The sequence below is a fragment of the Kitasatospora sp. NPDC017646 genome, assembly GCF_044329365.1.
In the GTDB taxonomy this organism is placed as follows: Bacteria; Actinomycetota; Actinomycetes; order Streptomycetales; family Streptomycetaceae; genus Kitasatospora.
The window spans coordinates 95,528-114,895 of record NZ_JBIRJC010000017.1 but is presented as its reverse complement, the minus strand read 5'-3'; the positions used below and the strand labels follow the sequence as shown (position 1 = coordinate 114,895).

15 protein-coding genes are annotated in these 19,368 nt (G+C 75.3%); 3 read left to right on the top strand and 12 right to left on the bottom strand.

The window, feature by feature from the left end:
* Positions 1-15: 15 nt before the first annotated feature.
* From ACH4J0_RS25425 to ACH4J0_RS25395, 7 genes are all read right to left on the bottom strand, one after another.
* Complete coding sequence (locus ACH4J0_RS25425; protein ID WP_396242860.1) at positions 16-1,821, bottom strand: amino acid adenylation domain-containing protein; 1,806 nt, start codon at positions 1,819-1,821, stop codon at positions 16-18.
* A 14-nt stretch (positions 1,822-1,835) separates the two neighbouring features.
* Positions 1,836-3,011, bottom strand: coding sequence for an acyl-CoA dehydrogenase family protein (locus ACH4J0_RS25420; protein ID WP_396242859.1), 1,176 nt, complete (start codon positions 3,009-3,011; stop codon positions 1,836-1,838).
* Between the two features lie 73 nt (positions 3,012-3,084).
* Positions 3,085-6,177: an amino acid adenylation domain-containing protein gene (locus ACH4J0_RS25415; RefSeq protein WP_396242857.1), complete on the bottom strand. Its 3,093-nt coding sequence runs from the start codon at positions 6,175-6,177 to the stop codon at positions 3,085-3,087.
* Between the two features lie 168 nt (positions 6,178-6,345).
* A complete protein-coding gene (locus ACH4J0_RS25410; protein ID WP_396242856.1) occupies positions 6,346-7,602 on the bottom strand; it encodes a non-ribosomal peptide synthetase in 1,257 nt (418 codons plus the stop codon).
* A gap of 33 nt (positions 7,603-7,635) precedes the next feature.
* On the bottom strand, positions 7,636-9,117 hold the full coding sequence (locus ACH4J0_RS25405) for an MFS transporter (protein WP_396242855.1): 1,482 nt from the start codon (positions 9,115-9,117) through the stop codon (positions 7,636-7,638).
* A gap of 465 nt (positions 9,118-9,582) precedes the next feature.
* Entirely contained in the window at positions 9,583-10,746 is a 1,164-nt protein-coding gene (locus tag ACH4J0_RS25400; protein WP_396242854.1) for a PP2C family protein-serine/threonine phosphatase, read from the bottom strand.
* Positions 10,747-10,951: 205 nt separating this feature from the next.
* On the bottom strand, positions 10,952-11,599 hold the full coding sequence (locus ACH4J0_RS25395) for a maleylpyruvate isomerase family mycothiol-dependent enzyme (RefSeq protein ID WP_396242853.1): 648 nt from the start codon (positions 11,597-11,599) through the stop codon (positions 10,952-10,954).
* A gap of 72 nt (positions 11,600-11,671) precedes the next feature.
* Between ACH4J0_RS25395 and ACH4J0_RS25390 the strand changes: the two genes are divergently transcribed.
* On the top strand, positions 11,672-12,616 hold the full coding sequence (locus tag ACH4J0_RS25390; protein ID WP_396242852.1) for a LysR family transcriptional regulator: 945 nt from the start codon (positions 11,672-11,674) through the stop codon (positions 12,614-12,616).
* Between the two features lie 22 nt (positions 12,617-12,638).
* Here ACH4J0_RS25390 and ACH4J0_RS25385 read toward each other — a convergent pair whose 3' ends face one another.
* Complete coding sequence (locus ACH4J0_RS25385) at positions 12,639-13,787, bottom strand: erythromycin esterase family protein (protein WP_396242851.1); 1,149 nt, start codon at positions 13,785-13,787, stop codon at positions 12,639-12,641.
* A gap of 54 nt (positions 13,788-13,841) precedes the next feature.
* Here ACH4J0_RS25385 and ACH4J0_RS25380 point away from each other — a divergent pair, with 54 nt between their 5' ends.
* A complete protein-coding gene (locus ACH4J0_RS25380) occupies positions 13,842-14,597 on the top strand; it encodes a TioE family transcriptional regulator (RefSeq protein ID WP_396242850.1) in 756 nt (251 codons plus the stop codon).
* A 190-nt stretch (positions 14,598-14,787) separates the two neighbouring features.
* Here ACH4J0_RS25380 and ACH4J0_RS25375 read toward each other — a convergent pair whose 3' ends face one another.
* The 3 genes from ACH4J0_RS25375 to ACH4J0_RS25365 all read right to left on the bottom strand — a co-directional run bounded on the left by ACH4J0_RS25375 (position 14,788) and on the right by ACH4J0_RS25365 (position 17,027).
* Complete coding sequence (locus tag ACH4J0_RS25375; RefSeq protein WP_396242849.1) at positions 14,788-14,973, bottom strand: hypothetical protein; 186 nt, start codon at positions 14,971-14,973, stop codon at positions 14,788-14,790.
* Positions 14,974-15,123: 150 nt separating this feature from the next.
* Positions 15,124-16,551: an MFS transporter gene (locus tag ACH4J0_RS25370; RefSeq protein ID WP_396242848.1), complete on the bottom strand. Its 1,428-nt coding sequence runs from the start codon at positions 16,549-16,551 to the stop codon at positions 15,124-15,126.
* Positions 16,548-17,027 (bottom strand): MarR family winged helix-turn-helix transcriptional regulator, encoded by a 480-nt coding sequence (locus tag ACH4J0_RS25365; RefSeq protein ID WP_396242923.1) that lies wholly within the window; start codon positions 17,025-17,027, stop codon positions 16,548-16,550. Before ACH4J0_RS25365 ends, ACH4J0_RS25370 begins: the two co-directional genes overlap by 4 nt.
* Positions 17,028-17,152: 125 nt before the next feature.
* On the opposite strand from ACH4J0_RS25365, the gene ACH4J0_RS25360 reads away from it, so the two are divergent.
* On the top strand, positions 17,153-17,818 hold the full coding sequence (locus ACH4J0_RS25360) for a response regulator transcription factor (protein ID WP_396242847.1): 666 nt from the start codon (positions 17,153-17,155) through the stop codon (positions 17,816-17,818).
* Between the two features lie 163 nt (positions 17,819-17,981).
* On the opposite strand, the gene ACH4J0_RS25355 is transcribed toward ACH4J0_RS25360, so the two are convergent.
* Positions 17,982-19,289 carry a sensor histidine kinase gene (locus ACH4J0_RS25355; protein WP_396242846.1) on the bottom strand — a complete coding sequence of 436 codons (1,308 nt, stop codon included), beginning with the start codon at positions 19,287-19,289 and terminating at the stop codon, positions 17,982-17,984.
* Positions 19,290-19,368 lie beyond the last annotated feature (79 nt).

Here is a 19,368-nt window from a genome sequence, read left to right as displayed (position 1 = left end):
AGGAGGTACTGCGGGTCAGCTGAGCGAGGCGCTGGGCATCCGCTCCTCGATCAACCGCGCGATCGCCCGCAGGTCGGGCTGGCGCAGCACCAGGGGGGCGCGCAGCCGCACGCCGTACTCCCCTTCCAGGGCCTCCAGCAGTCGGGCGGCGGCGAGCGAGTTGCCGCCCGAGTGGAGGAAGTTGTCCTCCGGGCCGAGGTCGGCGCGGCCGATCAGCTCGCGGCAGAGCTTCAGCACGGTGCGCTCGACCGGGGTGTCCCCGTCCTCGACCGCCGCCACCGGGGCCGGCGGCTCGGCGGCGAGCAGCGCCGCCCGGTCCACCTTGCCGTTGGCGTCCAGCGGGTAGTGCTCGACCAGCCGCACGGTGGAGGGCACGGCCTGCTCGGGCAGCCAGGGCCGGACGGCGTCCAGCAGGCTCGCCGGCTCGGCGTCCTCCTCGGTCTGCACGAAGGCGAGCAGCCGTACGCCGCCGGCGGCGGCCGTCTCGGCGGCGACCACGGCCCGGCGCACCCGGGGGTCGCGTTCGAAGGCGGCCTCGACCTCGGCCGGTTCGATCCGCACCCCGCTGACCTTGACCTGGTCGTCCAGGCGCCCGTGGAACTCCAGCGCGCCGTCGGCGCGCATCACCACCCGGTCACCGGTGCGGTAGACCCGGTCGGTGCCGTCCACGCCGGGCGGCGCCTCGACGAAACGGCGGGCGGTCAGCTCGGGGTCGAGGTACCCGGCGGCCAGGCCCCGGCCGCCGATGCGCAGTTCGCCGGCCGTCCCTCTGGGCACCGGGCGGCCCTGCTCGTCGGTGACCAGCAGGACGGCGCCGGGGATCGGCAGTCCGATCGGCGGCGCGCCAGCGCCGTGGTCGCCGCCGGGGGCCATGGTGTGCACGGTGGTGACGACGGTCGCCTCCGCCGGGCCGTAGCCGTTGTGGACGGTGGCCGTGACGTCCGGCCCGGCCGCGCGGCGCAGCCGGTCGCCGCCGATCAACAGGTGGCGCAGCGCCAGCCCGGCGGGCCAGGGGCGGGCCAGGATCGGCTCGCCCAGCGGGGTGGGCAGCAGGCAGGTCGTGATGGCGGCCTCGCGCCACCAGTCGGTGAGCGCGCCGGAGTCCCAGCGGACGGCCTCGGGGGCGACGACCAGCACGGCGCCCGAGGTGAGGGTGGCCCACAGCTCCAGGACGTGGGGGTCGAAGGACACCCCGATCAGCATGCTGTGCCGCTCGCCGGGGCCGAGGCCGGTCAGCTCGCGGTACCACTGGAGCAGCGCGCCGAGCGCCGGTTCGGTGACGGCGACGGCCTTGGGGGTGCCGGTGGAGCCGGAGGTGAGGACGGCGTAGTGGGTGCCGACGGGCACGCCGACCTGATCGCCGGGCGTCAGGACGGCGAGCACGCCGCCGGCGGGCAGGTCCAGCTCCAGCCGCTCGCCGCCGGACGGCAGCACGGCGGCCTCGCCGACCAGGCAGACCGGGCGCAGCTGCTCGGCGACGGCCTGGAGGCGCTTCTCGCCGGGGCGCGGGCCGAGCGGCAGGTGGACGGCGCCGAGCTTGGCTATCGCCAGGGTGACGGCGACCAGTTCCACGGAGTGGCCGAGGCAGACGCCGACCAGGTCGCCCTCGCCGACCTTGCCGCGCAGGGCCTCGGCGACGGTGTCGGCGAGGCGGTCGAGCTCGGCGTAGCTGTGGGTGTGCTCGCCGTCGATCAGGGCGGGCGCCTGCGGGGTGCGGTGCGCCCAGCCGGTGAACAGGTCGAGGACCGCGCCGTCCTGGTGCGGACGGCCGTACCCGATGCTCAGGGATTCCATCATCGTCTCCAGATGCGTGCGTGACACGTGCGTCACAACCGTCAGTTCAGGCCCATGGAACGGGCGATGATCACTTTTTGGACCTCGGAGGTGCCTTCGATGATCGTGGTCATCCGGACGTAGCGGTACAGGAATTCCAGCGGGTGGCCGCGCACCCAGCCGGTGGCGCCGTGCACCTGGAGCGAGCGGTCCACGGCGCGCACGGCGGTCTCGGAGGCGGTGAGCTTGGCGAGCGCCGCGTTCTCGGGCGACTCGGTGCCCTCGTCCACCAGACGGGCGCAGGCGAGGGTGAGGAGCTTGGAGGACTCCACCTCGGCGCGGGTGGTCACCAGGTGCTCCTGGACGTGCTGGTACTCGCCGATCACCTTGCCGAAGGCGCGCCGCTCACGGGCGTACTCGACGCCGGCCTTCAGCGCGTACTCGGCGATGCCGTTGCACATCGCGGCGACCACCAGGCGGCCGCGGGAGAGGCTGTCCATGGCGAGGGCGGTGGCCGCCCCGATGCCTTCCTCGCCGCCGATGACGGCCTCCGGGCCGACGGTGACCTGGTCGAGCAGCAGCTCGAACAGCGGCTCGCCGGACATCCCCTCGTACCGCTGGCCGATCCGCAGCCCGGGCTGGTCCATCGGCAGCACGAAGGCGGTGGCCCCGGCGGTCGGCCCGGCGCCCTCGCCGAGGTCGGTGGCGGCGACCACCAGGGCGATCCCGGCGTGTTCGGCGTTGCTGACGAAGGTCTTGCGTCCGTTCAGCACCCAGGTGTCGCCGGTGCGCACGGCGGTGGTGGTGAGGTGGAACGCGTCCGAGCCGGCCTGGGGCTCGGTGAGGGCCAGACAGCGGGTCTGCTCGCCGCGCACCAGCGGTACGAGGTGGCGCTCGACCTGCTCGGGGGTGCCGTGCCGTAGCAGCGGGCTGGGGCCGTCGGAGCCGGCGAGCGCGTACGGGGCGAGCACGCAGCCGCTGCGCCCGGCGGCGTGGTGCAGCAGCACGACCGCGGTGAACGGCATGTCGGCGCCGCCGAGTTCCTCCGGGTAGTCGCCGGCGTAGAAGCCGAGCGCGGCGGAGCGCTTGCGGACGTAGGCCCGCAGGTCGGTCGGGACCTGGTCGGCGGTCTCGGGCAACTCGGCCGCGAGCGGCACGAGTTCGCGGCGGATGAAGCTCTCGAAGGCGTCGACGAGTTCGCGGTGGCCGTCCTCGAAGACGGCGGAGGGGGCGCTCATGCGCTCACCCCGCTGCGCTCGGCAGGGGCGTTCACCCGTACGCGGCTCCTGATGGTTCGCTCGCTCCGCTCGTTCACTTGGTGCCTCCGGCGAGGACGCGGGCCTGGTCGGCGAGCACGGCGTGGCGGAACAGGGTCCGCAGCGGGGGGCGGCTGCCCAGGTGCGGTTCGAGGTAGGCGGCGAGCTGGGCGGCGAGCAGCGAGTGGCCGCCGACCTCGAAGAAGTGCGAGTCCGCGGTGAAGCGGTCGTGGCCGAGCACCTCGCGCCAGGCGGCGGCGATCAGCTCCTGGCCGGGGTCGGCGAAGGCGAAGGCGCCGGGCGCGCTCTCCGGCTCCTCCGGGGTCGCCTCGGCCAGCCGCGCGAGGGCGGCGCGGTCGGGCTTGCCGCCGGGCAGGGTGGGCATCGCGGCGACGGCCGTCCAGCTGGCCGGGACGAGTCCGCCGGGCAGCCGGCGGGCGAGCGCGGCGTGCAGGGCGGCCTGGTCGGGGCGCTCGGCGCCCTCCAGGAAGCCGAGCAGGCGGGGGCCGGTCTGCGGGTCGGTGTGCAGCACCACCGCGCAGGATCGGCCGCCGAGTTCGGCGGAGGCGGCGGCCTCGATCTCCTCCAGCTCGATCCGATGGCCGCGCAGCTTGACCTGGTTGTCGGCGCGGCCGAGGAAGCGCAGCCGGCCCTCGGTGTCGCGGTAGCCGCGGTCGCCGGTGCGGTAGACCCGCAGACCGCCGAGCGCGGGGACGGTGGTGAAGCGGGCCGCGGTGGGCTCCGGCAGACCGGCGTACCCCTCCGCCAACAGGTCTCCGCTGATGGCGAGTTCGCCGACGCAGCCGTACGGGAGCGGGCGCAGCGTCTCGTCCAGGACGTGCAGGCGCACGCCGTCGAGTTCGGTGCCGAGCGGGATCTCGCCGTCCTCGGTGACGTCGTCCGCGGTGACCTGGTGGACGGTGGAGGTGACGGTGGCCTCGGTGACGCCGTACGCGTTGAGCACGGTGGTGGCCTCGGTCAGTCCGGCCAGCGCCCGGGCGGGCAGCCGTTCGCCGCCGAGGACGAGCAGCCGCGGCGTCCAGCGGCCGTCGCGCAGCGCCTCGCGCAGGTCCTCGCGGACGGCGAGCAGGTAGCTGGTGGGCAGGTTGGCGACGGTGACGCCGCGGGCGGCGAGCACGGCCACCAGCTCCGGGCCGGTGGGCACCTCGCGCTGCGGCACGACCAGGGCGGCGCCGGCTGCGAGGGCGGGCAGCACCTCCTCCAGTGCCACGTCGAAGGACGGCCGGGCGAACAGCAGGACCCGGTCGGCGGAGGTGAGTTCGTAGCGCGCGGCGATCGCGGCGACGTACCCGGCGAGGGCCTCGCGGCCGACCAGGACGGGCTTGGGCACGCCGGTGGAGCCGGAGGTGTGGATGATGTACGCGGCGCCGTCCAGGACGGCGGCGGGCTCGGCCTTCGGGAAGGCCGGGCCGTCCAGCAGCGCCGGGCTGACGCCCTCGACGGGCAGCGCGAGCGCGCTCTGCCGGGTCGCGAGGACGAGCGCGGGGGCGAGCCGCTCCAGCAGCAGGCCGAGCCGGGCGGCCGGGTCCTCGGTGGACAGCGGCGCGTAGACGGCGCCGAGGCGCAGGCAGGCCAGCAGGGTGACCACGCTGTCGGTGCCGCGCGGCAGCACGGCGGCCACCGGCTGGCCCGCGGTGACCCCGGCGGCGCGCATCCGGTCGACCAGCTCACCGACGCGGCGGTCGAGTTCGCCGTAGCTGATCCGCTCGGTGCCGGCCAGCAGGGCGAGCGCGGTCGGGTCATGGGCGGCGGCCGGGTCGAGCCCGGCCGGGGTGATCGCCGCGGCCGGCTCGGCCTGCGGCGCGGGGGCCAGCTCGGCGAGCACCGCCTCGGGCCGGTCGAGGTAGCCGCGCAGCAGCTCCAGCAGGCGCTCGGAGAGCAGCACGGCCTCGGTCTCGCCGAACAGGTCGGCGTCGTAGTCCCAGATCAGGGTCATCCCGGCGGCGCCGTGCTTCTCGCCGACCACCCGGCGGTCGTCGGGCAGCAGCACGAGGTCGAGGTCGAAGCGGGTGGTGCCGGTGTTGAAGCCCTCGTACAGCGAGACGTCGAGGTCGGGCGCCTGGACGTCCGGCAGCGAGGCGTCGTGGGCGCTGAACATCACGTTGAACAGCGGGTTGTCGGCGCCGCCGGTGTGCAGCCCGAGCCGGCGGGTCAGCTCCTGCACCGGCAGGTCCTGGTACGGCAGGGCGCGCATCAGGACGTCGGTCACCTCGTCCACGGCGTCGGTGCCGGAGGCGGCCGGGTCGAGCCGCAGGCGCAGCGGCACGGTGTTCACGAACATACCGACGGTGCCCTCGTAGCCCTCCGGGCGGTTGCCGACGGCGGTGCCGACGGTCACCTCGCGGTGGCCGCTGTGCCGGCGCAGCAGCTCGGCGAACAGGGCGAGCAGGGTGCTGAACGGGGTGTGGCCGTCGGCCTTGCTGCGCTCGCGCAGCCGCTCGGCGAGGTCGGCGCCGATCGACTGGCGCAGCTGCCCGCCGCGGTGGCGGCGCTCCACGCCCGGCCGGGCCAGCCCGGGCAGGGTGACCTCGCGCGGGGCGTCGGCCAGCTCCTTGGTCCAGAAGGCGAGGGCGCGCTCGCGGGCCTGCGGGTCGGCCTCGGTGCGGGCGTGCTGCTCGTAGGAGGGGGCGGTGGCCAGCTCGTAGGGCTGGTCGAGGACGCGGGCGCGGTAGACGGTGAACAGGTCGCGCAGGAAGATCGCGAAGGAGTGGCCGTCGTGGACGAGGTGGTGCTCGACGTGGATCAGCCGGTGGTGGTCCTCGGCGAGCCGGACCAGGTGCCAGCGCAGCAGCGGCGCCCGCTCGGTGTCCAGCGGCTCCTCGGCCTCGGCGGCCAGCAGCCGGCGGAAGACGGCCTCCGGGTCCGACTCGGCGGTGAAGTCGCTGTGCCGCAGCACGGGCTGACAGTCCTCGGCGACCCGCTGTCCGGGCAGGCCCTCCGGGCGGGGCACCAACTCCAGCCGCAGGCCCGGGTGCTGGGCCAGGACGGCGGCGAGCCCGGTGTGCAGGGCGTCCCGGTCGAGGGTGCCCCACAGGTCGAGGACGCCGGTGAAGTTGTAGGCGCGGCTGCCCGGCTGCATCTGCTCGTGCAGCCAGACGATCTCCTGCGAGGGAGAGAGTGCGAACATGGATGTTTCCCTTGTGTGGTGGGCGTGTCGGCACTGCGGTGGCCGGGTGCGGGGGTGGGTTGGCCCCGGGTACGGCCGGTGGGAGCCGGGCGCACCGGGGTGGGGGTGCGACCCGGGGTCCTCGGGGAAGGGTGGTCTGAGGGGCCGGGGCCCTGGGCGGGCCGGGGTCTAGGCGAGGTGGCGGCGCAGCACGGCGAGCAGGTCGCCGAAGGCGGCCTCGGCGTCGGCGGCCGGGAAGCGCTCGCTGTCCCAGGCGAGGTGCACCGTCAGGTCGTCCCCGTGGGAGGCGGAGACGGCCAGCGGCGCGGCGAGCGGGCGCCCGGCGAGGTGGACCTCCCGGCCGGGCACGCCGCCGAGCACCAGGGTCGGGCGGCGTTGGAGGTCCTCGAAGGTGAGCATCGCGTCCAGCGCCCCCGACCAGGGGGACCCGGCGGCCCGGGCGGCCCGGACCACCTCGTCGAAGGGGGTGCCGGCGTGGTCGAGGTCGTCCCACCAGTCGTCGCAGAGTGCCTCCAGGTCGGCGGCGGCCCGCGGCGGGACGGCGTGCACCAGGGTGTTGAGGAAGCAGCCGAGCACGGCGGGCGCGCCGGGCGGGCGGCCGCCCCACGGGTAGCCGAGGGCGAGCGGGCCGTCCGTGCGGTGGAGCCGCCGGGCGGCGGCGCCGGCGGCGTCCAACAGGGCGGGGAAGAGGGCGCTGCGGGCGCCGCTGCCGACGGCGGGCAGCCGCTCGCTGAGCAGGCCGGCGGCCTTCGCGGCGCCGCCGCCCGCCCCGGTCAGGGCGCCGAGCCGGCGCCCCCAGTGGGCGCGCGCGGCGGGCCCGGCGGCGGCCTCCTCGGCGGCCAGCTGGAGTTCGACGGCCTCCCGGAAGGCCGCGACGGCCTGCGGGCCGGGGGCGGGCGCGGGCGGGTCGTCCCGCTGGTAGGCCTCGGTGAGCTCGCCGACGAGCGCCCCGATCGACTGCTCGTCGCAGGCCGCGTGGTCCAGTGCGAGGGCGAGCAACTCCTCCCCGCCGTCGGGCTCCTGGGCCACCAGCAGGCGCAGCGCGGGTCCGTCCAGGGGCCAGTCCAGCAGCGCTTCGCGCAGCGCGCCCCCGGCGCCGCCGGGGGCCGCGGCGACCCGGGCGACCTCGATCGAGGGGCCGCCGGTGCGCAGCACGGGCGTGCCACGGACGGTCGCGAAGGCGCCGCACAGCGCCGGGTGGCCGGCCGCGACGGCGGCGGCGGCCCGGCCCAGCCGGTCGAGGTCGAGGGTGCCGCCGGGGAAGGCGAAGAACAGCGGGGCGAGGTCGGAGCGGGTCTGCGGCGCGAGCCGGCGGGTGATCAGGAACCGCCGCTGGGCGCCGGTCAGCGGGAGCAGCTCCACCGGGGCTTCGGCGGCGGCGGCGCGGTACCGGGCGAGGTAGGCGGCGGTGATGCTGGCGTGCACGGAACGGTCTCCGGTTTCCGGTGTCGGCTCGGGTCAGGGGGTCAGGGCGGTGGGGCTCGCGGCGGGGTGCTCGGCGTCCCGGGCCTCCCGGCCGTTCTGGGTGTCCCGGGTGTTCTGGGCATCACGGGCGTTCTGGGCATCACGGGCGGCGTGCTGGGCGTCCTGGTGGGTGTCCCCGGAGTGCTGGGAGTGCTGGGCGCCCTGGCCGGCGTCGTGGGCGTCCGCGATGGGCCCGCCGGCCGCGGGGTCCACGACCCGGGGCTGCGCCGGCGCCTCGGGCAGCTCGCGCATCCCCCGCAGCGGCGACAGCAGCAGCGGCACGGGCACCAGCAGGAAGCCCGCCGCGCACAGCCACAGGGCGGCGCGCGGGCCGGCCCAGTCGGCGACGAGCCCGCCGCCGAGCGCGCCGATCGGCATGGTGCCCCACACCAGGAAGCGCATGGTGGCGTTCATCCGGCCGAGCAGTTCGGGCGGGCAGACGCTCTGCCGGAAGCTCACCTGCGCCACGTTGTAGGCCACCGCACCGAACAGCACCACACCCGAGGCGAGGCCGAAGAGCAGGGCGCCCGCGGCGCCGCCGGACAGCGGCCACAGCACCGCGAAGGGCGCGGTCACCACGGTGGCCAGCCAGATCAGCCGGGCCTGCCCGACCCAGCGCGACAGCTGCCCCGCGCAGAGCGCGCCCGCCAGCCCGCCGACGGCGGAGGCCGACAGCAGGGCACCGATGGCCCCGGGCGACAGGTCGAGCACCCGGACCCAGAACACCGTCTGGACGGCCATCAGCGCGGCGGCGAACAGGTTGGACGTGGCGGTGGCGGCGGCGATGGCCCGCAGCAGCCGGTGGCCGAGCACGAAGCGCACGCCCTCGGCCACCTCGGCGCGCAGCGAGCGCCCGGGCTCCGGCTCCGGCCGCGGCTCCTCGACCCGGATCCGGGCGAGCAGCAGGGCCGAGGCCAGGTAGCCGCAGGCGTCGGCCACGATGGCGACCGGCGCGCCGAGGAGCTGGACCAGTCCGCCGCCCAGACCCGGCCCGGCGATCTGCGCCGAGGAGCGGACCGTCTCCAGCGCACCGTTGCCGGCGACCAGCTGTTCCCGTGGCAGGACGGCGGGCAGGAAGGACTGGTGGGCCACGTCGAAGAAGACCGTGGCCACTCCGGTGACCAGCGCGACCAGGTAGAGCTGGGGCATGGTCAGCACCCCGAGCGCCGCCGCCGGCGGGATCGAGCCCACCGCGAGGCAGCGCACCACGTCGGCGCGGATCAGCACCGGGAGCTTGCGCATCCGGTCCAGCCAGGCGCCGGCCGGCAGGCCGACCAGCAGGAACGCGGCGGTCTCGGCGGCCGTGAGCAGCCCGACCTCGAACGGGGTGGCGTCGAGCACCACCACCGCCACCAGCGGCAGGGCGACCAGAGTGACCTGACTGCCCGTCTGGGCCGCCGCGGCTCCGGTCAGCAGGAGCCGGAAGTCGCGGTGGCCGAACAGACGGGCCTGGCGGGGGTGAGGCTTCTCGTTCATCGATGCGACTCTCGGTCACCCATTCGACACCGGGCAAGCACCAGGTCCGTTTCCGGACGAAGCGCGGGTCGGCCGGATCCCGCCACTGCCGTGACCCACCCTTGCGCCTCCCTTACGAGCCCTTATGCCCCCGGTACGATCCGGCGCGCGGCCGTCACCGCCCGTGGGCCAAGGCGTCACGGCCCGTCCGGGCGTCCTCAGGGGCCTCCGACCAGGGAGTCCATTTCGTCGTCCGATATCCGGACACCCGCTTTCCGGCCACCGGAGTTCGCCGCTCAACTTGGCTGGAATCCGTGGAGCAGGCACCTTCCGTAACCCCACCGTGATATCGGCGTGACCGTCCAGAGCCGTGACCGGCCGACCGAGGGCCGCGCTACCCGTCGGCTTCGGCGGCCCTCCCGGCCCCTGCCAGGACCTCCGGCTCGGTCTCTGCGCCGGTCTCTGCGCCGGTCTCTGCGCCGGTCCCTACACCGGCCTTCGCGTCGGCCTCTGTGTCGGCCCCGGGACGGCCCCTGTTCCGGTCCCTGTTCCGGCCCCCGTCCCGGCCCCGCGCCGGGTCACCGCGAGCAGCGCCATGTCGTCGTCTCGCGGCCCGCCCGTCCACCGGGCCACGTCCGCCACCAGCGCGTCCAACGCCTCCCGCGGCCCGGTGAACGGCCCGAGCGGGGCCAGCCCGTGCACCGGGTCGTAGAACTCCCCCGCCGCGTCCCGCGCCTCGGTCACCCCGTCGGTCACCAGCAGCAGCGTGCAGCCGGGCGGGAAGGTCCTGGTCTCCACCTCCGGCCGCGCCACCCCCAGCACGCCCATCCCCAGCGGCAGCCCCGGATCGGCCGCGTCCCACCGGCTCACCGTCGGCCCGCCGTGGCCCAGCAGGTACGGCCCGGGGTGACCGCAGTCCAGGGTCCGCGCGACGGCCTCCCCCGGCGGGAACTCCACCAGCAGCGCCGTGATGAATCCCTCCAACCGCAGTTCCTCGCCCAGCGTGACGCTCTCCCGGGCCAGCGTGCGCTCCAGCGCGTCCGCGAGTGCGGGGAGGTCCGGCTCCCGGTGAGCGTCCTCCCGGAACGCCCCCAGCAGCACCGACACCGCCCCCACCGCGTGCAGCCCCTTGCCCCGCACGTCCGCGATCAGCACCCGCACGCCGTACGGAGTGGCCTGCAGCGCGTACGCGTCCCCGCCGATGAGCGCCTCGTCCTGGGCCGCCCGGTAGCAGGCCGCGACCTCGAGCCCCGCCACCCGCCCAGGCGGCTCCGGCAGCACCGCCCGCTGCGCCGCCTCCGCCACCGACCGCACCCGCGCCAGCCTGCGCCCGTGCCGGGCCACCACCCGGTTCACGCCGATGCCGAGCAGGGCGGCGAAGGCTGTGTTCACCAGCTCCAGGTAGCCGTCCTGGGTCCCGACCGACCCGTCCCGCAGCGAGAGCACCAGGATCCCGGCCACGTTCGCCACCCCGACGGCGACGGTGTCGCGCAGGGTCAGCAGGGCCCCGGACAGCACGGCGGCAGCCGCCAACAGCGGATCGCCCCAGTAGTCGGTCGGATCCAGCGAGTTCCACACCAGCCCGCCGACGATCAGCAACCACGGCGCGACCCGCACGTACGGCGGCCACTGCGCGGACATCGGGGCCATCGGCCACCTGGCTTCCGTTTCGTGCGCCCAGCGGGAGGCTCTTCCGATCGTAGGCGCGGGCGTCGGCGCGGCGCAGGCGGAACGGGCCCCGTCGTCACCCCGGGACGGCCGGCTCGGCGTCCTTCGGCCGGAGCGGGCGCTCCCGGGCCCCGGCGGGGCCCGGGCCGGTGAGGACGGAACGGGCGGGGCCGCGGATGCGGTCGCGTCAGCGCGTGAACCGCTCCGCCCCCGCCCCGGACAGCAGCCCCGCCGGCAGCCGCCGTCCGTACGTCACCAGCAGCAGGTGCTCGGCCCGCCCCTCCACCGGCAGCGTCCCCTGCCCGTACGACCAGTCCACGTCCGTCGCCCGCAGCCGCACGCCCTCCAGTCGGGCGCCGAAGAAGCGCAGGCTGCGGCCCGAGACGGTGCCCAGCAGGGCGGCGGCCCGGGGCAGCGGGAGGCGAGCGGGCAGGCCGAGGGCGACGGTGACGTCGAGGCCGTGGACGGCGTCGTGGGCGAGGGCGGCGATCCGGCCGCCGACCGGGGGCCGCCAGGGGTGGTCGGCGTGCTCGGCCAGGGCCGCGGCGAGGCGGGCTCCGGCGAGGGCCGCGGCGTCGCGGCGGGCGATCCGGTCAGCCATCCGGTGGACGTTGCCACCGGATCGGGCGAGCTCCCAGAACGTCCGGGCGGTGGAGTGCCGGAATCCGGTGCTCATGTGCGCGACCACCTCACGGACCCGCCAACCCGCACACAGCGAGGGCGAGTTCCACTGCTCGGCGGTGAGACCGGCGAACACCCCGGCGAGTTCCCGTCGTTCCGCCGCGATCTGCTCGCGGATCCACCCGACGCCATGCTCCTGCTGCGCACTGTTCATGCCTCCCAGCCTGCGGCCGGCGGCGTGCGCCCGTCCAAGACCGGATGGTTCTGCCTTCTATGATCAACAGTTATGGAACTCCGGCAGCTCCAGTACTTCGTCACCGTCGCCCAGCACGGCAGCTTCACCCGCGCCGCCGAGCTGCTGCACCTCAGCCAGCCCGGAGTGAGCGCCCAGATCCGCCGGCTGGAGCGGGAGTTGGGCCACCAGCTGCTCGACCGTTCGGGCCGGGCGGTGCGGCTGACCAGCGTCGGCGAGGCCGTGCTGCCGCACGCGCGGGCCGCACTCGCCGCGGCGGCGACCGCCCGCCGGACGGCGCAGGAGTTCGACGGGGTGCGGCGCGGGCGCGTGCGGCTCGGCATGGTCGCGGGCGCAGCCCTCAGCCCGCCGGCCGCCCTGGGCACCTTCCCGGGGCTGGCCACCACGCTCGCCGCCTTCCGCCAGGAACACCCCGGCATCGACTTCTCGCTCGCCGAGGACACCACCACCCGGATGCTCGGCGGCCTGCGCGAGGGGCGGCTGGACCTCGCCGTGATCGGCCTGCCGACCGCCGCCAGCGGGCGGGAGGGCGACGACGGCTGGACGGAACTGTCCGGGCTCGCCGTGCACCCCGTGCTGGAGGTCCCACTCGTCGCCCTCTGCCCACCGGACCATCCGCTCGCCGCCGCGAACGGCCCGCTGCCGGTCGCCGCGCTCGGCGGGCACGCGCTGGTGAGCACACCGCGCGGCACCGGTCTGCGGACGGCGCTGGAACGCGCCCTCGCCGAAGCGGGGGCGGCGGCCACGACCGTGGCCGTCGAGGCCGCCGCACCACCGCAGTTGGCCGAACTCACCGCGCACGGGCTGGGCGTGGCAGTACTACCGGACCCGGGCCCCTCCGCCGGCCTGCCGGTCCGGCGGCTGACCGACCCCGTCCCCCGGGTGCGGATCGCACTGGCCTGGCCCACCGGACGGCCGCCGGCACCGCCGACCGCCGCCCTGCTGGCCCACCTGCGCTCCGCCTACCCGGGGCCGTGACGAGCAGCTGACCAGGCCCTGGCTAGCCGGCCACCGCCGCACCGTCGCCGATGTGCAGCACCGCGGACGCCCCTTCGAAGCTCGCCCGGTCGAAGGAGTACCCCTGCTGGGGGGCCGTGTCCGAACGGGCCCGGCCCTCGCCGGGGGTCGGCGGCTGCACCAGCGCCCAGGAGGCGTCCGACCGCCGTCCCATCAGCGCCTCGTACGTCCCCGGAGCGGGCTCGGCCAGGCCCAGCACCTCGCTGCGCCCGAGGCTGCCGGCGACGAACAGGTACCGCTCCCCCAGCAGTGGACCGACGATGCGGCCCGCGCCGTTCCAGCGGCAGTCCATTTCGCCCCCGGCCCAGGCGCTCGGGGCCTGCTGGAGGTGCAGGTTGTGGGCGAACACCAGGGTCGGACCGCGCTCGCCCTCGACCGCCCGGACGTCCAGCAGGTTCTGCGCCATCAGCGCGTCCCGCAGCCCGAGCAGGCCGGACACCCGGTCGCTCAGCCCGAGGCCCTGGACCGCCGCCTGCGCGTGGTAGCGCAGCAGTCCGAGTCCGGCCTGTAGTTGCGTCCGGGCCCGGAGCCACTCGGCGCGCGATCCGGACGCGATCAACTCCGGTGCCCGAAGGTAGAGTTGTGTCAGCAGATCGTCGGCGATGCGGCGGAGCCGGGCAGCCTCCGGGGACTCCCCGGGTGAGCTCGCCGCGTCCAGCACCGCCTGTTCGCCGCTCCAGCGCTCGTCCTCTCCGGTCAAGGCGGCGATGTCGACGTCGAGTTGGAGGTAGTCGCGGGCGTGCTCGAGGTAGCCGCGCGGACTGGGGGCCATGGTGTTCTCGGTCGGGGTGTCGAAGCCGTGGAAGGCCAGCCGTTCGGCGGGTTGCCGGTCGCGGTTGAACTCGCGCATCCAGGCGACGAGTTCGCGGTTGCCCGGCTGAGCGCCGAAACCGTGCGTGAAGCCCTCCTCCAGGACCGCGTCGAGGGTGCCCGCGCCGTGCCGGACGTAGTCGTCCACGGCGAGCGCGGCCACCCGGTCGGTCTCCAGCGCGATGGAGCGGAAGCCCCGCTCGACCAGTTGGGCGAACAGGTGGTTGCGGACCCGCCCGAAGGCCGGTTCCTGGTGCGTCGGCTCGCCGAGCGCCAGCAGTTCGCAGGAGGGGGTGAGGAAATCTCGAATGTCCTGGCTCATGGACCTCAAGCGTATCCTTGAAGGATCGGTTGAGACTTTCGCCGGATTCACCCGGTGATCGTCGTCGAAACCCTCAAATCGAAGGACACCGCCGTGCGCCCCACCGACCTCGCCCGCGAGCACGGCATCTCCACCCAGGCCGTGCGCAACTACGAGCGCGACGGCTTCCTCCCGCCCGCCCAGCGCACCCCCAGCGGCTACCGGATCTACACCGCGCTGCACGCCGCCGCCCTGCGCGCGTTCCTCACCCTCGTCCCCGCGTACGGGCACGCGACCGCGGGCCTGGTCATGACCGCCGTGCACGCCGACCGCCCGGACGAGGCGCTGGCCGCCCTCGACCGGGGCCACGCCGAGCTGCTGCGCGACCGGGAGACGCTCGCCGCCGTCCGCCGGGCCGTCGACCACCTCTCCGCCGAACAGGCGCCCGCCGTGATCCGTGGCGCGCTCCGCGGCCCGCTCGGCATCGGCGAACTCGCCCACCGTCTCGGCCTCACCCCCGCCACCCTGCGCACCTGGGAGGCCGCCGGCATCCTCGCCCCGCTCCGCGACCGCGCCACCGGCCACCGCCTCTACCACCCCGACGACACCCGCGACGCCGAACTCGCCCACCTGCTCCGCCGTGGCGGCCACCCGCTGGCCCACATCGCCACCGTCATCCAGCAGATCCGCACGGCGGGCGGGACGGACAGCCTCGCCGAGGCCCTCGACGGCTGGCAGCGCCGCCTCACCGCCCGCGGCCGGTCGATGCTCACCGCCGCCGCCCGGCTGGACGCCTACCTGTCGCTGTCCACCGATCCGCCGGGCCGGTAGAGAAGCGGAAGCGAAGCGCAGCCGAGGCGTTCTTCAGTCGGAAGCGCGCCGCTGTCACCACCTGTGGCATGGCAGCCCATGACTGACAGCGCCTGGCGGAGCGCGACGGCGTCCGCTTCCACGACCTCACGCCGGCCGCACCTGGTGCCTGGCTGCCTCAGGTGCCTGGCTGCCTCACATGAGGCACCCGTCAGCCGAGGCAGGCCTCCTGGTACGGGGCACCGAAGTCACAGGGCGGGGCGGGATCGGGCGGTTGCCTGTTGGTGGCCGTACCGGGCCTGGTCAGCGCCGTCTGCGCGGCCATCTGGCCCTGGCTGTGACCGCTGAGCCGGTCCGGGTGACCGTCTGCGATGCCGAGGAGCCCGGCGTCCCCCACCGGGCCTCGTCCTTCCCCACGGCCTGCCGGCTGGACGAGCAGCGCACCCCGCTCCAGCGCACCCGCGACGCCTGCCCGTCCGAGGTGGCCGAGATCGCCCCCGGCATCCGCGCCTGGCCCGGACAGCCGGTGACGGTCTCCACCCAGCAGTCACTTCCCTTGCGCGGCGGTTCTTCCCACCCGGCCGAGCGAGCGGTCGGGAAGGGTGAGGAGGAAGAGCAGGGCGGCGCCGGCGAGCATGAACAGCGCGAGGTGGTGCAGCCCGCCCGTGGTGGCGCCGTGCGGGAAGAAGGCGGCGTTGGCGGCCGAGGCCGCCATCGCCCCGAGGTACATGAAGGTCCGCAACAGTCCGGCCGCCGAAGCGATGGCGGTCGGGTCGGCCTGGTGGTAGAGCGCGGTCTGGTTGCCCAGCCCGATCAGGCCCTGCGGAATGCCCGCCAACACTCCGACCGCGATCAGCAGGACCAGCGGACTGGCCGACCCGGCCGGCAACAGGGCGGCACAGGCGGCCATTTGGACCGCCGCCCCGACCACCAGTTTCCCGCGCACCGCCGGACTGCGTCCGGTCAGGCTGGACACCGCGAGCGCGGTGAGCGAGAGCGGCAGCAGCACCAGCCCGGCGGAGGCGGCGCTCAGCCCGCGCCCCTCCTCCAGCCACTGGGTGTAGCCGTAGAGGAAGGCGTAGACGGCCGTGTAGCCGAGCAGCTGGCGCAGATAGGTGGCGACCAGCGGACGGTTGCGGACGAGTGCCCGCAGGTCGATGAACGGGTTGCGGGTCCTGGTCTCCCGCACCGCGAAGCCGACCCCGGCCAGGACGGCCAGTACCGGCAGGCACCACAGCGCCGAGCTCGGCTTCGTCACGAACAGCATCAACGCCAGCAGGAGGACGGCGAACAGCGCGATCCCGGCGTGGTCGAGCCGCTCCCCACGCTCCCGGCGCGGCGCCGCGGTCGGCAGGCGGACGGCCCCGAGCGCCAGACAGGCCAGCGACAGCGGGACGTTGACCGCGAAGATCGTCCGCCAGCCGCCCAGCCCGATCAGCAGACCCCCGAGCGTCGGCCCGATCACGGCGATGGTCTGGTTGGCGACGGCGAGCACCGTCAGCACCCCGGTGGGGCTGCTCCGACCGGTGCGCTCGGCCTCGCTGCGGGTCAGGTGCATCGCGGCGGGGTAGGCGGCGGAGGTGCCGATCCCGAGCAGCACCCGGGCGACGATCAGCAGTCCGAAGGAGGGCGCGAGCGCGCCGATCAGGCCGGCAAGACCGACCAGGGCCGTCCCGGCCAGATAGAGCCGCCGCGGCCCGTGGCCGTCCACCAGCCGCCCGATCACCGGCTGGCCGACGGCGGTGGCGAGGTAGAGCGCGGTCACCAGCCAGGCGGTCTCAGCGGGCGGCGCGCCGAAGGCGGTGCCGATGGGCACCAGGGCCACCGCGATCATCGAGGAGTTGACCGGGTTGAGCACCGAAGCCAGCACCATGGGGGCGAGCAGTCTGCGGTTGAACCCGCCCTCGCCAGCGGGCTTCTGCGACTCCTGGCGGCGGGACCGGAGCCGCGCCAGCCGTATCGAAGGCCCGGTCATCGCCGGTTCAGCCGATCCATCAGGGGCAACGCCGCCAGCACGGTGGCGCGTTCGGCCTCGGTGAGCTCCTCCTGGAACGCCCGGGCCAGCCACTCCTCACGCGCCCGACGGCTGTCCGCGATCCACGCCAGACCGGTGTCGCTCAGGTCGACCAGCTGACGGCGCCCGTCCTCGGGGTCGGAGCGGCGGGCAACCAGCCCGCGCCCCTCCAGCACGGCCAGGGTCGCCGCCATCGACTGCGGGCGGACCCGCTCGGCAGCGGCCAGCGCACTCGCGGAGGCCGGCCCGTCCGTGATCAGGCGGCTGAGCACGGCGGTCTGGGAAGGGGTGAGGCCGCTGGCACCCTGCCCCTTCTCCTGGAGGGTCCGGCGCAGTCGGCTGAAGACGGCGCGGAGCTCCCGGGCGGCCAACGCGGCGGAATCGGAGGGGCCGGCCGGGCCGGCGACGTCAGCGGGACCGGCCGGGGTTTCGGGGATCACTGAGGCGGTTCGCTTCTCGGTCACGGGTTCAACGGTAATTTCATCAGTACAAACTGTCCAGTCTTGCTGTATAGATCGGCCTACCGAACCATGCCGTCTCCCCACACCCCGATAATGGCGCCATGATCGACAAGCAGCTCCGCGTCGTCCTCGCCGAGGACTCCGTGATCCTCCGCGACGGGATGGTCGAACTCCTGACCGCCCGTGGCTGCGCGGTGGTCGCCACCGCCGGAACCGCTCCCGAACTGGTCGCCGCCGTCACCGAACACCGGCCCGACGTGGCCGTGGTGGACATCCGGATGCCGCCCACCCACACCGACGAGGGCATCCGGGCCGCGGTCGAGATCCGGGCCACCGTGCCCGGGGTCGGGATCCTGGTCTTCTCCCAGCACGTCGAGGCCGCCTGGGCGGCCCGGCTGCTGGCCGGTGGTGCCGCCGGCATCGGCTACCTGCTCAAGGAACGGGTCGCCCGCACCTCCGAACTCGTGGACGCGCTGCAACGGGTCGCCACGGGCGGCACGGTGCTCGACCCCGAGATCGTCAACGGGCTGATGCACGGCGGACGACGCAGCCGGGTGGACTCGCTCACCGCCCGCGAGCGCGAGGTGCTGGAACTGATGGCCCAGGGCCACTCCAACCGCTCGATCGCCGCTCTGCTGGTGGTGTCGGAGCGGGCGGTGGAGAAGCACGTCGCGGCCGTGTTCACCAAATTCGACCTGCCCGCGACGGAAGCCGACAACCGGCGGGTCAAGGCCGTCCTCGCCTACCTCGCGGAGACCGGAGCCTGAGATCCGGGCCAGAGGCGTGGGGCCCGAGTTCCCGACCTGAGATCCGGGCAGAGGCGTGGGGCCTGAGATCCGGGCAGAGGCGGATCCCGGCCTGAGATCTGAGCCTCAGATCTGGGGCCCCGCCGGCCGGCCCTGAGGCATCCGCACCGCCCAGGGCGAGGCGTCACAGCCTGCTCGGCAGCTCGGCGGTGACGACCGTCGGCCCGCCGGGTGGGCTGTCCACCCGCAGCAGCCCGTCCACCGCCGCCAGCCGCTCGGCCAGCCCCGCCAGTCCGCTGCCCGCGCCGATCGCGGCGCCACCGCGCCCGTCGTCGCGAACCGTCAGCCGGACCCGCCCGCCGACGGCGCTCGCGGTCAACTCGACCGTCCGCGCGCCGCTGTGCTTGGCGACATTGGTGAGCAGTTCGGCCGCGCAGAAGTAGACCGCCCGCTCGATCACCTCCTCCGGCCGCTCCCGCAGGTCCAGCCGGACCGTCACCGGCACCGGCGAGGTCCCGGTCAGCCCGGGCAGGGCCTCGGCCAGCCCGGCGTCCAGTGCCACCGGGTGGATGCCCCGGGTCAGCCGGCGCAGCGCCGCGATGGTGTCGTCGGTCTGCCCGCGCGCCCGGTCGACCAGGGTGCGCAGCCGCCCGAGGTCGGGGCCGGACGCCTGCCCGGGCCCGCAGGTGCGGGCACGGCCGGGTGGCACGTTGCCACCGCCGGCTCCGGACGCGTCCGGGTCGCCGAGGGCGTCGTCGGCCAGGGAGAGGGTGATGGCGAGCGCGACCAGCTGCGCCTGGGTGCCGTCGTGCAGGTCGCGTTCGAGCCGCCGCAGCCGGTCCGTGCTCTCGGCGAGCAGCGTGGCGCGGGCGTTCTCCAGCTCGCGCACCCGCTGCTGAGAGCGCACCGGTCCGAGCAGCCCCCGGGCCAGCGCCCGGTTGGCCCGGCTCAGGGCCCGCAGCGCGGCTGGTACGGAGACGAGCACCACGAGTCCGGCCGGTGGTCCGGCCACGTCCAGCCAGTCGACCGGCCGTGCGCCCGGCTCCAGCAGCCGCACCCAGAGCGGGAAGCCCGCCAGCCACACCGCGCTGAGCGGCAGCCCGACGGCGGCCAGGAAGCCGAGCACCCCGAGCGGCAGCCGGAGGAGGAGGTAGAGGAGGGCCCGCCAGGCCACCGGGTCGGTCAGTACCACCCGGCCCCGGGCCAGCACCCCCGAGGGCCGCGCCAACGGCGGTGGCGTGGCGAACCGTTCGCCCAGCAGCCGCCCGACCAGCCGTCGGTGCAGCCCGCCGATCCCCCGCGCCCCGAGCAGGGCGGCCGCGACGAAGGGCAGCCCCAGGACGGTGAGCGAGAGCAGCGCCCCCGCATAGAGCACGGCCACGGCGTAGACCGCGCCCAGCACCCCGAGCGGCAATCCGAGGACGGCGAAGGCCACCTCACCGCCCCGCACCGACAGTCCCCGCCGCCACCGAGTCACCACACGCCTCACCATTCACCGCTCAACCGGCCCCCAGCATCCCCCAGGCGTCACCCGAACCACCGCACGCCCGGACCAACCGTCAGCTCATCAC

Bases quoted from the DNA above. Each gene is read 5' to 3' on its own strand.
- ACH4J0_RS25420 (WP_396242859.1), bottom strand. From the start codon at position 3,011: ATGAGCGCCCCCTCCGCCGTCTTCGAGGACGGCCACCGCGAACTCGTC.
- ACH4J0_RS25415 (WP_396242857.1), bottom strand. From the start codon at position 6,177: ATGTTCGCACTCTCTCCCTCGCAGGAGATCGTCTGGCTGCACGAGCAG.
- ACH4J0_RS25405 (WP_396242855.1), bottom strand. From the start codon at position 9,117: ATGAACGAGAAGCCTCACCCCCGCCAGGCCCGTCTGTTCGGCCACCGC.
- ACH4J0_RS25400 (WP_396242854.1), bottom strand. From the start codon at position 10,746: ATGGCCCCGATGTCCGCGCAGTGGCCGCCGTACGTGCGGGTCGCGCCG.
- ACH4J0_RS25395 (WP_396242853.1), bottom strand. From the start codon at position 11,599: ATGAACAGTGCGCAGCAGGAGCATGGCGTCGGGTGGATCCGCGAGCAG.
- ACH4J0_RS25390 (WP_396242852.1), top strand. From the start codon at position 11,672: ATGGAACTCCGGCAGCTCCAGTACTTCGTCACCGTCGCCCAGCACGGC.
- ACH4J0_RS25385 (WP_396242851.1), bottom strand. From the start codon at position 13,787: ATGAGCCAGGACATTCGAGATTTCCTCACCCCCTCCTGCGAACTGCTG.
- ACH4J0_RS25370 (WP_396242848.1), bottom strand. From the start codon at position 16,551: ATGACCGGGCCTTCGATACGGCTGGCGCGGCTCCGGTCCCGCCGCCAG.
- ACH4J0_RS25360 (WP_396242847.1), top strand. From the start codon at position 17,153: ATGATCGACAAGCAGCTCCGCGTCGTCCTCGCCGAGGACTCCGTGATC.
- ACH4J0_RS25355 (WP_396242846.1), bottom strand. From the start codon at position 19,289: ATGGTGAGGCGTGTGGTGACTCGGTGGCGGCGGGGACTGTCGGTGCGG.